The 11,526-nt window shown below is 73.9% G+C and carries 10 protein-coding genes; 7 read left to right on the forward strand and 3 right to left on the reverse strand.

Going from position 1 to position 11,526, the window contains the following annotated elements:
• Nucleotides 1–66: 66 nt before the first annotated feature.
• Nucleotides 67–1,029, reverse strand: coding sequence for an acetylxylan esterase (locus tag FFA01_RS15115; RefSeq protein WP_146857016.1), 963 nt, complete (start codon nt 1,027–1,029; stop codon nt 67–69).
• A 125-nt stretch (nt 1,030–1,154) separates the two neighbouring features.
• Complete coding sequence (locus tag FFA01_RS15120; RefSeq protein WP_146857017.1) at nt 1,155–2,198, reverse strand: LLM class flavin-dependent oxidoreductase; 1,044 nt, start codon at nt 2,196–2,198, stop codon at nt 1,155–1,157.
• Nucleotides 2,199–2,264: 66 nt separating this feature from the next.
• Between FFA01_RS15120 and FFA01_RS15125 the strand changes: the two genes are divergently transcribed.
• Complete coding sequence (locus FFA01_RS15125; protein WP_146857018.1) at nt 2,265–2,666, forward strand: hypothetical protein; 402 nt, start codon at nt 2,265–2,267, stop codon at nt 2,664–2,666.
• Between the two features lie 51 nt (nt 2,667–2,717).
• Here FFA01_RS15125 and FFA01_RS15130 read toward each other — a convergent pair whose 3' ends face one another.
• On the reverse strand, nt 2,718–4,046 hold the full coding sequence (locus FFA01_RS15130) for an MFS transporter (protein ID WP_146857019.1): 1,329 nt from the start codon (nt 4,044–4,046) through the stop codon (nt 2,718–2,720).
• A gap of 167 nt (nt 4,047–4,213) precedes the next feature.
• On the opposite strand from FFA01_RS15130, the gene FFA01_RS15135 reads away from it, so the two are divergent.
• From FFA01_RS15135 to FFA01_RS15160, 6 genes are all read left to right on the forward strand, one after another.
• Entirely contained in the window at nt 4,214–5,071 is an 858-nt protein-coding gene (locus FFA01_RS15135) for a LysR substrate-binding domain-containing protein (RefSeq protein WP_146857020.1), read from the forward strand.
• A gap of 89 nt (nt 5,072–5,160) precedes the next feature.
• The gene (locus FFA01_RS15140; RefSeq protein WP_208720945.1) at nt 5,161–5,580 is read left to right on the forward strand and encodes a DoxX family protein; all 420 of its coding nucleotides are present in this window, start codon (nt 5,161–5,163) and stop codon (nt 5,578–5,580) included.
• Between the two features lie 97 nt (nt 5,581–5,677).
• Nucleotides 5,678–6,493 carry a LamB/YcsF family protein gene (locus FFA01_RS15145; protein ID WP_146857021.1) on the forward strand — a complete coding sequence of 272 codons (816 nt, stop codon included), beginning with the start codon at nt 5,678–5,680 and terminating at the stop codon, nt 6,491–6,493.
• Nucleotides 6,490–8,331 (forward strand): 5-oxoprolinase subunit B/C family protein, encoded by a 1,842-nt coding sequence (locus FFA01_RS15150; protein WP_244289895.1) that lies wholly within the window; start codon nt 6,490–6,492, stop codon nt 8,329–8,331. The genes FFA01_RS15145 and FFA01_RS15150 overlap by 4 nt, the downstream gene beginning before the upstream one ends.
• Nucleotides 8,328–9,842, forward strand: a complete 1,515-nt coding sequence (locus tag FFA01_RS15155) for an acetyl-CoA carboxylase biotin carboxylase subunit (protein ID WP_146857022.1) — start codon at nt 8,328–8,330, stop codon at nt 9,840–9,842. The genes FFA01_RS15150 and FFA01_RS15155 overlap by 4 nt, the downstream gene beginning before the upstream one ends.
• Nucleotides 9,843–9,984: 142 nt before the next feature.
• Nucleotides 9,985–11,457 carry an NCS2 family permease gene (locus tag FFA01_RS15160; RefSeq protein WP_182501116.1) on the forward strand — a complete coding sequence of 491 codons (1,473 nt, stop codon included), beginning with the start codon at nt 9,985–9,987 and terminating at the stop codon, nt 11,455–11,457.
• The last annotated feature ends 69 nt before the right edge of the window (nt 11,458–11,526 follow it).

Below are 11,526 nucleotides of genomic sequence, written 5' to 3' on the forward strand. Positions count from 1 at the left end.
GAGCCACGACCCGCCGCCCCCCTCTCGAGGTGGGCGGCGGGTCGTGGCTTCCCGGGGTCGTGCGGCTCAGACGAGCGTGCGGCGGAACAGCGCCAGGGCGAGCAGGTCGTCCTCGACGCCGCCGCCCTCGTGCCCGTTGTACGGCCACACCGTGATCTCCGCTGCGCCCCGGTACTCGTGGAACGCGCCGAACACCGTCGACGGCGGGCAGGTCGGGTCCATCAGCGCCGTCGTGAACAGCGCCGGCGCGAGGGCCCGCTTCGCGAAGTTGACCCCGTCGAAGTACGAGAGCACCTCGTGCACCGAGGAGGCGCGGTGCCGGTGGACCGCCAGGTACCGTCCGATCTCCTTGTACGGGTCGGAGTCGGTGATCACGCTCGCCCGGCGGAAGTCGCAGAGGAACGGCACGTACGCCGCCACCGCGGACAGGTCGGGCACGAGCGCGGCGACCGCGAGGGCGATGCCCCCGCCCTGGCTGCCGCCGACGACGCCCACCCGCGTCGCGTCGACGAGGTCGAGGCTCCGGGCGGCCTCGACGGCCCGGACCGCGTCGGCGAAGACGCGTCGGTAGTAGTAGGTCTCGCGGCTGTCGATGCCGCGCGTCATGACGCCGGGGTGCGCCGGCCCCGAACCGTCGGGATCGGGCGTGTCGCCCCGGCTCCAGCCCGAGCCCTGCCCGCGGGTGTCCATCTGCAGGTGGGCGTAGCCGGCCGCCGACCAGAAGAGGTTCTCGACCGCCGCCCCGCGCCCGCCGCCGTAGCCGACGAACTGCACGACGGCCGGCAGCGGCCCGGTCGCGCCCGCCGGCACCCGGAGCCACGCCCGGACGGGCTGGCCGGCCCAGCCGGCGAACGTCACGTCGTAGACGTCGACCGTCGTCAGACCGGTGTCGACCGGCTCGATCCGGACGTCGAGCGGGTGGGCCCGCGTCTGGTCGAGGGTGACCGCCCAGAAGGCGTCGAAGTCGTCGGGCTCGGTCTGCGTGCTGCGGTGGTCCCGGAGGGCCGTCTCGGGCATGTCGGTGAACATGCGCTCCTGTCTACCCGCTGCACCGCCGACCGAACGGTCACGACATGCCGCGACGCCCGGACGGCGAGCGGCGCGTCACGTCCCCGGCCGAGCGACGCGGGGCGGACGAGCCCAGGAGGCGCGGGTCAGGCCGTGCGGGCCAGGTTCGGCACCCAGCCGAACGCCGGCGCCACGTGGTCGGCCACGGTCCGCAGGAGACGCGCGTTGTAGTCGACCCCCAGCTGGTTCGGCACCGTCAGCAGCACCGTGTCGGCCGCCTGCACCGCCGCATCCGCCGCCAGCTGCTCGGCGATCACGTCGGGCTCGCCGATGTAGCTCTTGCCGAAGCGCGACTGCACGCCGTCGAGCAGACCGACCTGGTCGCCGCCGTCGGTCTGGGCGCGCACGCCGAAGTACCGGCGGTCCTCGTCGGTCGTGATCGGGATCACGCTGCGGCTGATCGACACCCGGGGCTCACGGGCGTGACCGGCCTCGGCCCAGGCCTGCCGGTACAGCTCGATCTGCTCGGCCTGCAGCTGATCGAAGGGCACGCCGGTGTCCTCGGTCAGCAGGGTGCTGCTCATGAGGTTCATGCCCTGGTGGCCGGTCCAGACGGCGGTGGCCCGGCTGCCCGAACCCCACCAGATGCGCTCGCCGAGTCCGGGGGACCGCGGCTCGATCGGCAGGCCGTCCGACCACCCGGTCATATTCGGGTCCGACCGGGCGACGTCCGCCCCGCCGATCGCGGCCCGGAACAGCTCCGTGTGCCGTCGCGCCAGGTCGGCGTCGGTCTCGCCCTCCGCCGGCGCGAAGCCGAACGCCTCCCAGCCGCGCAGGGCGGGTTCCGGTGATCCCCGGCTGACGCCGAGCTGCAACCGCCCGGCGCTGATGAGATCGGCCGCCGCGGCCTGCTCGGCCATCGACAGCGGGTTCTCGTACCGCATGTCGATCACGCCGGTGCCCAGCTCGATCCTGCTGGTGCGCGCCGCCATGGCCGCGAGCAGGGGGAACGGGCTCGCCAGCTGCCGCACGAAGTGATGAACGCGCACCGCGGCCACGTCGACGCCGATCTCCTCCGCGGCCTCGGCCAGCTCGATCGACTGCACCAGCGCCTCCCGCGCCGTCGGCGTCGCCGAACCCCGGACGTCCTGGTAGTGACCGAACGACAGGAACCCGATGCGCTTCTTCATGACCGGGCGAACCACCGGCAGCCGCCGCCCATTCCGCTGCGCCGCCCACCTCGCTAGCGTGGTCCCGTGGAGAACCGCTTTCGCATCGACGACGACGACCTCGGCGTCGACCTGACCGAATCGAGGGTCACCCTCGCCGACGACGGCGTGATCGACGCCGTCATCGTCGCCCAGAGGGTGCCCGCCGCCGCCGACTGGACGGAGTCGCCGCCCCGGCTGCGGTTCCGCGACGTCCCCCTCCGGTTCGACGGCGCCACCTTCGGCGCCACCGTCGACGACGACCTCCTCGACGAGCACGACATCGCGTTCTGGCTCGAGGGCAGCGACGACGTCCACGGGGTGCTCAGCCTCCGAGCCGGGGACCTCCTCCGGTTCGTCGGCACGACGCACGTCTCCGGCGAGCCCACCGCCTGGCGGCTCGACGTCGCCATCGCCTTCGGCGGCTCCCGGCGCTCGCCGTCCGTCTGACCCGAGTCTCACCGCCCCGAGCCGACCCGACCGAGCCCGCCGACCAGAGCGTCAGCGGTGGGCGATCTCGACCACCGGCACGTGGCGGCGCACGCGCATCTGCAGGGTGAGCTGCCCGCGACGGGCCAGCACGAGCGCTGTGATCGCCGCGACGACCGCGGGCACCCCGCCGGAGAGCACCATGGCCGCGTGGGTGCCGACGCTCTCGACGACGACGCCCATGACAGGCCCGCCGATCGCCTGCCCGCCGAGCAGCACGAGCACGTAGAGCGACATGACGCGGCCGCGGATCGCGATGTTGCTCGACAGCTGCACGAGCTGGTTCGCCGCCGTCAGGAAGAGCAGCGAGGCCAGCCCCACGGCCACCAGCGTCACGGCGAAGGCCCCGACCGTCGGCATCGAGCCGGCGACGGCCTGGAGGGTCCCGGTCGCCAGGAGGCCGAGCACGATGGTCCGCAGTCTGATGGTCGCGCGGCGGGTCGACAGCAGGGCCCCGGTCAGCGCGCCGACCGCGATCATCGAGTTGAACAGGCCGTAGCCGCCGGCCCCGACGTCGTACACGTCGGCTGCGAACGAGGCGAGCAGCACGGGCATCGTGAGTCCGAAGACCGCGTACGACGCCACGAGCACCACCGGCACGAGGATGGTCGGCTTCGCCGCGGCGTAGGCGAGACCGGCGCGGAGCTGGCCGCGGCTGCGGGCAGCCGGCACCGTGCGGGTCATCTCGGCGGTGCGCAGCATCGACAGCATCACCACGACGAGGGCGCAGGCGACACCGTTGACGACGAACGCCCACCCGGCGCCGACGGCGAGCAGCAGCACGCCGCTGATGGCCGGGCCGATCATGCCGCCGAGCTGGAACACGCTCGAGTTGACGCTGATGGCGTTCCGCAGGTGACGGTGGCCGACGAGCTCGGAGACGATCACCTGGCGGGCCGGGTTGTCGATCACCGTCACGAGACCCGTGGCGAAGGCGATCGCGAAGACGTGCCAGGCCTCGACGGCCCCCGCCAGAGTGAGCGCGGCGAGTCCGAGGCTCAGCACGGCGAACGTGCTCTGCGTCGCGATCATCAGGGCGCGCTTCGAGAAGCGGTCGACGATCACCCCGCCGAGGAGGCCGAAGAACAGCATCGGGGCGAACTGGAGCGCGACCGTGATGCCGACGGCCGTCGCGCTCCCGGTGAGCTCGAGCACGAGCCAGTCCTGGGCGATGCGCTGCATCCACCCGGCGGTCATGGCGACCACGTTGCCGGCCGTCCAGATGCGGAAGTTCGGAACGCTCAGGGCGATGAAGGTGTGGCGCCACGGCGGGCGCTCGGCCATGACGGGCAGCGGTTCGGTGGCGGGACTCGGTGCGGCGGTGCGGGGTGGGGCGGACATCACTCTTCTTGCGCTGGGGGCGGCTGTGGAATCGGGCGAGGGGAGCGGGGACGTGCACCGCGCCTCGTCGTCCCTCGACGCTACGGCTCGGGCCATCATTCGGACCCGCTATGGTCTGAATCAGTGTCATCAGATATCCCAATGACCCCTGTGGAGGAGTCCCGCCCGTGTTCGATCCCGTCCTGCTGACGACCTTCCTCGTCGTCGCCGAGACCCGCAGCTTCACCGGCACGGGCCTCCGCCTCGGCATCAGCCAGCCGACCGTCAGCCAGCACGTGAGCCGGCTCGAGAAGGCGGCCGGCCGCACGCTCGTCACCCGCGACACCCGCGAGGTCCGTCTCACCGACAACGGCGACGCCATGGCCGGGTTCGCCCGCACGATCCTCGCCGCGCACTCGGCGGCCGAGAGCTACTTCAGCGGCTCGGCGATGCGCGGGCGTCTCCGCTTCGGGGCGGCCGACGACCTCGCCATCACCCAGCTGCCCCGCATCCTCCGCCACTTCCGTCAGCTCTACCCGCAGATCAACCTCGAGCTCACGGTCAACCAGAGCGCACCCCTCCGTCGACGGCTCGCCTCCGGTCACCTCGACCTCATCTTCGTCAAGCAGACCCCGGGCGAGAGCGCCGAGGGGACCCGCGTCGCGGGCGACGCCATGGTCTGGATGGCCCAGGAGAAGCTGCAGATCGAGACCGGCCAGCCCGTGCCGCTCATCGCCTACCAGGCGCCCAGCCTCAGCCGGCAGCTCGCCATCGACGCGCTCGAGGCGGCCGGGCGCACGTGGCGGATCACCTGCAACACCCGCGACGTCAACGGCATGCTCGCCGCGGTGCGGGCGGGCATGGGCGTGGCGGCGTTCCCGTTCTCGCTCATCCCGTCCGACCTCGTCAAGGTCAGCCGGCGCTTCTCGCTGCCCGACCTCGGCGACGTCGACTACGTGCTCGTCGCCAACCCGGTGGCCCCCCGCGAACCCGTCGAGGCGCTCACGACGGCGATCATGAGCCGCGGCGTGAGCCGGATGGTCTGAGCCGGTCCGACGCCGCACGCGCCGGTCGGGCCCGGGCGCGCCGAGCACCCTGACCGGCCGAGGAGGCGCGGGCGAGCACGATGGACGGCATGAGCCCCCGGATCTCCCGTCCCGCCGTCACCTCCCGCGACGCGGCCCGTGCCGTGACGACCGCCCGCGTGCTGGCCGTCGCGCTCGGCGGCAGCGGCGTCCTGCACCTCGTCCGGCCCGCGGTCTACGACTCGATCGTGCCGCGCGCCCTCCCCGGATCGGCCCGCTTCTACACGATCGCCTCGGGGGTCGCCGAGGTCGGCATCGCCGCCGCCCTGGCGTCGCGTCCGACGCGCCGGGTCGGCGGACTGCTCGCGGCGGCGCTGTTCGTCGCCGTGTTCCCGGCCAACGTCTCGATGGCGACGCGGTCCCTGCGCAGCAGCCGCGCCTTCACGGCCCGGAGGCTCGTGACGGTCCTCCGCCTGCCGCTGCAGTGGCCGCTCGTGACGGCCGCCCTGCGGGTGGCCCGCGCCTCCTGATCGACGACCGCCGCCCAGCGGGGCCGGACGCCCGCCCGCTACGGTGGGACGACCGCCTGCGCACCCGCACCGCATCGAGCCGCACGGAAGGCCCCGCATGACCACCATCGACCTGAACGCCGACCTCGGCGAGGGATTCGGCCGCTGGAGCCTCGGCGACGACGACGCCATGCTGCGGGTGGTCACCAGCGCGAACGTGGCCTGCGGGTTCCACGCCGGCGACCCGCTCACCATGACCGGCACGGTCGACGCGGCCCATCGGCGCGGCGTCGTGATCGGCGCCCATGTCGCCTACCGCGATCTCGCCGGCTTCGGGCGGCGGTACGTCGAGGCGTCCGAGGCCGAGCTCGTCGGCGACGTCGTCTACCAGATCGGGGCGCTCTCGGGCATCGCCTCGTCGGTCGGCGCGTCCGTCCGCTACGTCAAGCCCCACGGCGCCCTCTACTCGGTGATCGCTCGCGACGACGAGGCCGGCCGGGCCCATGCGCGGGCCGTCGTCGAGGCCGTCACCCGGGTCGACCCCGGCCTCGTCCTCGTCGGGCTCGCCGGATCGAGCGTGCTGCACCGCGCGGCCGACGCCGGTCTCGCGACGGTCGCCGAGGCGTTCGCGGACCGCGCCTACGCGCCCGACGGGAGTCTCGTCCCCCGATCGGCGCCCGGCGCCGTGCTGCACGACCCGATCGAGATCCGCGACCGCGTGCTGAGGCTCGTCGAGACCGGGCGTCTCCGGGCCGTCGACGGCACCGACCTCGAGCTCGACGCGGGGTCCGTCTGCGTCCACGGCGACACCGCCGGGGCGGTCGGCATCGCGACGCGACTGCGCGACGGCCTCGAGTCGGCGGGCGTCGGGGTGCGGTCGTTCGTGCCCGTCCCGCGGCAGGTGGCCGCCGCGTCGCCGGGGGAGCCCGCGTGACCGACCGGGGCGACGACCACGGGGTCGACCTCGAGTCGGCGATCGCCCGACTGAGGGTGCTGCCGCTCGGCACCGACGGGATCCTGATCGAGACCGGCGGGCTCGACGAGTCCCTCGCTCTGTTCGGCGCCCTGCTCGCCCAGCCCGTCGCGGGCCTGCTGGACGTCGTGCCCGCGGCGCGGACGGTCGCGGTGCGGTTCCTGCCGAGCCTGCTGCCGGCCCGGTCGCTCCTCTCGGTCATCCGGTCGCTGCCGCGGTCGCGCGACGCCGCGACCCAGGGGCGCCTGGTCGAGATCCCCGTCCACTACGACGGCGACGACCTCGACGAGGTCGCCTCGCTCACCGGCCGCTCCGTCGACGAGGTGGTCCGTCGGCACACCGAGGCGACCTACACGGTCGCGTTCACCGGGTTCGCCCCCGGCTTCGCCTACCTCTCGGGCGGCGACCCGGTGCTCGACGTGCCGCGCCGCGCCACGCCGCGCACGGTCGTCCCCGCCGGAGCGGTCGCCCTCGCCGGCGGCTTCTCGGGGGTCTACCCGCGCGAGAGCCCCGGCGGCTGGCAGCTCGTCGGGCGGACGACCGTCCCCATGTGGGACCTCTCCGAGCGCGTCCCGGCGCTCCTGCAGCCGGGGATGCGGGTCCGCTTCGTCGCGGTGCCGGCCACGGCCGACGCCTCCGCCGTCCGCACTCCCCACGGCGACGACCGGACCGAGGAGGCACGGGTCGGCTCCCCGACGACCGCCCCGGTCGCCCTCCGTGCGGCCACCATCGACCCCCGCGCCGACGCCGACACGGCGTCGACCCGCGCGCTCGTCGTGACGGCACCCGGGCCGTTCAGCATCATGGAGGACCTCGGGCGCCCCGGCCGCTCGGGGCTGGGGGTGTCGCGCTCGGGCGCGATGGACCATCGCGCCCTGCGCGAAGCGAACCGCCTCGTCGGCTCCGGCACGGGCTCGCCCGCGCTCGAGATGGCCTACGGCGGTCTCGAGGCGACGGCCCGGGGCGATCTCGTGGTCGCGGTCGCCGGGGCGCCCGTCCCGATCACGGTGACCCGGGCCGGGGGAGCGTGCAGCGCGGTCGTCGGAGCCCCCTTCGCGCTCGACGACGGCGACGTGATCTCGATCGGCGCGCCTCCTCGTGGCGTGTACTCGTACCTGGCCGTCCGGGGCGGCTGGCTGGTCGACCCGGTCCTGGACAGCGCCTCGGGCGACGTGCTCGCCGGTCTCGGCCCGCGCCGCCTCGAGGCGGGCGACGAGCTCGTCGTCGCCCGCGGGTGGTCGGAGTCGGTGGCGGCCGCCGCGCCGCACGTGCAGCGCACCGTCTCGGCGCCCGACGAGGTGACCTTCCTCGACGTCGTCCTCGGGCCGCGCGACGACTGGTTCACCGACGAGGCGCTGGCGCGTCTGACCGAGCAGCAGTGGACCGTGACGCCGCGGTCGAATCGGATCGGGCTCCGTCTCGAGGGCGAGACGCCGCTCGAGCGCTCGGTCACCGACGAGCTCACGAGCGAGGCGACCGTGTCGGGGGCGCTCCAGGTGCCGCCCGACGGGCAGCCGGTGCTGTTCATGGCCGACCACCCCGTCACGGGCGGCTACCCCGTCATCGCCTGCCTCGTCGGCGACCAGCTCGACCGCGCGGCTCAGGTGCCCATCGGCGCGCGGGTCCGGTTCCGTGCCGTGCGGGGCCCGGCCCTCGTGGCACCGCGGCCGAGGTCCGAGGCCGGCGCCGGCCCGACGGCCGAGCCGAGAGCCGAGGCGGCCGAACCGGCAGCCGAAGCGGCCGCCGACCCGACCGGCGGTCCCGTCGAGCCCGTCGCCGAGCGGGGGACCGAGCGGTGAAGAAGGTCCTGATCGCCGAGCGCGGCGAGATCGCGGTCCGCATCGCGGGCGCCTGCGCCGAGCTCGAGCTCGGGTCGGTGTCCGTCTACGCCGACGACGACGCCGACGCGTTGCACGTGACGAGCGCCGACGAGGCCTGGGCGTTGCCGACCGGCGGCGCCGTCGACCCGTACCTCGACATGGACGCCCTCGTCGACGTCGCACAGCGCAGCGGTGCCGACACCGTGCATCCCGGCTGCGGACCCCTGTCCGAGAACGCGGAGTTCGCCCGACGCGTCGTCGCGGCCGGGCTGACCTGGGTCGGACCCGACCCCGAGACGATGGAGGTCCTCGGCGACAAGATCGCGGCCAGGGCCCTGGCCGACTCGGTCGGCGCCGCGCTGGTCGTCGGGACGGCCGGACCGATCGACACGGCCGACGAGGCCGTCGCCTTCGCGCAGAAGCACGGCCTGCCCATCGCCCTCAAGGCGGCCCACGGCGGGGGAGGGCTCGGCCTGCGGGTCGCCCGACGCCTCGACGAGGTGTCCGACCTGTTCGACTCGGCCGTCCGCGAGGCCGTCGCCGTCTTCGGTCGCGGCGAGTGCTTCGTCGAGCAGTACCTCGATCGTCCCCGGCACGTCGAGGCGCAGCTGCTCGGCGACGGGCGGGGCGGGATCGTCGTGATCGACGTCCGCGACTGCTCGGTCCAGCGCCGGCACCAGAAGCTGGTCGCCGAGTCGCCCGCTCCGTTCCTGACCGGCGAGCAGATCGAGACCGTCGTCGACACCGCCCGGTCGATCGCCGCCGCGGTGTCGTACCGGGGCGCCGGGACGGTCGAGTTCCTCGTCTCGCGATCCGGCGTCGTGTCGTTCCTCGAGTTCGGCACGGCCCTCGCGGTCGAGCACGCCTCGACCGAGCAGACGACCGGCGTCGACCTCGTGCGGCACCAGCTGCTCATCGCCGACGACCGGCCGATCGAGGCCGTCGACCGTCCGTCGCCGCGCGGGCACAGCCTGACCTTCCGGGTGACCGCCGAAGACCCCGGGCGCGGGTTCCTGCCGGCTCCCGCGGTGGTCTCGGCCCTCGCCCTGCCCGGCGGACCCGGCGTCCGCATCGACTCCGGCGTGGTCGTCGGCGGTGCGGTGCCCGCCGGACGCGACTCGCTCCTCCTCACCGTCACGGTGACGGGGCGCGACCGCGACGGCGCGATCCGGCGCGCGAGGCGCTGTCTGACCGCCCTGACGGTGGAGGGCCCGGCGACGTCGCTCCCGTTCCACCGCCTGCTGCTCGACGAGCCCGCGTTCACGGCCCCCGAGGGGCGCACCGGCGTGCACACCCGCTGGATCGAGACCGAGCTCGACGGGCTCGAGCTCCTGGCCGTGCCGACCCCCGGTTCGCCGCGGGCGACGGCCACGCTGCGGACCTGGGTGGAGGTCGACGGCCGGCGCGTGGCGATCGGGCTGCCCGCCGCGGTGACGACGGCCGACGTGGTCGCCGCGCTCACGGCGGCCGTCGTGGCGCCCGAGGCCTGAGCCCTCGCCCCACCGATGCGGTGACGGCACCGCCGAGGAGGCGCGGCGACCGCCGGACCATCGGGTCCGGTCCGCGACGGCCCTAAGCTGGGCGTCTGCCCGCGGCCGCCGGGCACCTCCTCCCACCCCTCGGAGTCGCCAGATGAGAACGCCCGCGCCCACCGGCACCACGACCACCGCCCCCGGCCCGACCGGTCGCCTCGACCGTTACTTCGAGATCACGCGTCGCGGCTCGAGCTGGTCCCGCGAGGTGCGGGGCGGCATCGTCACCTTCGTCACGATGGCCTACATCGTGATCCTCAACCCGCTGATCCTCGGCGGCTTCAGCGCCGATCAGGCCGCCCAGGACGTCGCGGGCGGCTGGCTGCAGAACAACCAGGTGGCCGCGGTCACCGCCCTCACCGCCGGGGTCATGACGATCCTGTTCGGGGCGGTCGCGCGCCTCCCGTTCGCCTTCGCCGCCGGTCTCGGCATCAACTCGTTCCTGGCCGTGAACGTCGTGCAGGACGTCACCTGGCCCGAGGCCATGGGGCTCGTCGTGATCAACGGGCTCGTCATCACGATCCTCGCCGTGACCGGCCTCCGCGGCCTCATCTTCAACGCGGTCCCCGCCGCGCTGAAGACGGCGATCACCGTCGGCATCGGGCTCTTCATCGCCTTCATCGGGCTGGTCGACTCGGGCTTCGTCCGCACCAGCGGCACGGCCTCCCCGCCGGTGCAGCTGGGCGACGCGGGCTCGATCGCCAGCCTGCCCACCGTGACCTTCGTCATCGGCCTGGTGAGCATCGCCGTGCTCATGGCCCGTCGGGTCAAGGGCGCCATCCTGATCGGCATCGTCGGCACGACCGTGATCTCGATCGTGCTCGAGGCGATCTTCCGGGTCGGCCCCTCGCTCGGGCAGGACGCCGACAAGTGGAACCTCAACGCCCCCGTGCTGCCCACCCAGATCGTCGCCCTGCCCGACCTCTCGCTGATCGGCGACGTCAGCTTCGGCGCCTTCGCCCGCATCGGCGTGCTGTCGGCCGTGATGCTCGTCTTCACCCTGGTGTTCACCAACTTCTTCGACGCCATGGGCACCATGACCGGACTGGCCAAGGCCTCGGGCGTGGCTGAGGCCGACGGCACCTTCCCGCGCCTGCGGTCGGCGCTGATCGTCGAGGGCGTCGGCGCGATCGCGGGCGGCGCGACGAGCTCGTCGTCGAACACCGTCTTCGTCGAGTCGGCCTCGGGCATCGGCGAGGGCGCCCGCACCGGCTTCGCGTCGGTGGTGACCGGCCTGCTGTTCATCCTGGCCATGTTCTTCACCCCGCTGACCCAGGTCGTGCCGCTCGAGGTGGCCTCCGCCGCTCTCGTCATCGTCGGCGCGCTGATGGTGTCGCAGATCAAGGACATCGACTGGACCGACTTCTCGGTGGCGCTTCCGGTGTTCCTCACCATCATCGTCATGCCGCTGACCTACTCGATCGCCAACGGCATCGGCGTCGGCTTCATCAGCTGGGTGATCGTCCGGGCGCTCTCCGGCCGTGCCCGCGGCATCAGCCCGCTGCTCTGGATCGTCGCCGCCGGGTTCCTGGTGTACTTCGTCCGCGGTCCGATCGAGGCGCTGCTCGCCTGACCCGCGCCTCCCGGGCCGCGCGACCGCACCGGGTCTCGTGCGCTGCACCGTGTCTAGTCGTGGTGCGCT

Origin of the sequence: Frigoribacterium faeni, from assembly GCF_007988805.1 — a bacterium.
GTDB classification, from domain to species: domain Bacteria; phylum Actinomycetota; class Actinomycetes; order Actinomycetales; family Microbacteriaceae; genus Frigoribacterium; species Frigoribacterium faeni.

Excerpts from the sequence above, each read along its gene's own strand:
- FFA01_RS15115 (WP_146857016.1), bottom strand. The coding sequence starts at position 1,029 with ATGTTCACCGACATGCCCGAGACGGCCCTCCGGGACCACCGCAGCACG.
- FFA01_RS15120 (WP_146857017.1), bottom strand. The coding sequence starts at position 2,198 with ATGAAGAAGCGCATCGGGTTCCTGTCGTTCGGTCACTACCAGGACGTC.
- FFA01_RS15130 (WP_146857019.1), bottom strand. The coding sequence starts at position 4,046 with ATGTCCGCCCCACCCCGCACCGCCGCACCGAGTCCCGCCACCGAACCG.
- FFA01_RS15140 (WP_208720945.1), top strand. The coding sequence starts at position 5,161 with ATGAGCCCCCGGATCTCCCGTCCCGCCGTCACCTCCCGCGACGCGGCC.
- FFA01_RS15145 (WP_146857021.1), top strand. The coding sequence starts at position 5,678 with ATGACCACCATCGACCTGAACGCCGACCTCGGCGAGGGATTCGGCCGC.
- FFA01_RS15160 (WP_182501116.1), top strand. The coding sequence starts at position 9,985 with ATGAGAACGCCCGCGCCCACCGGCACCACGACCACCGCCCCCGGCCCG.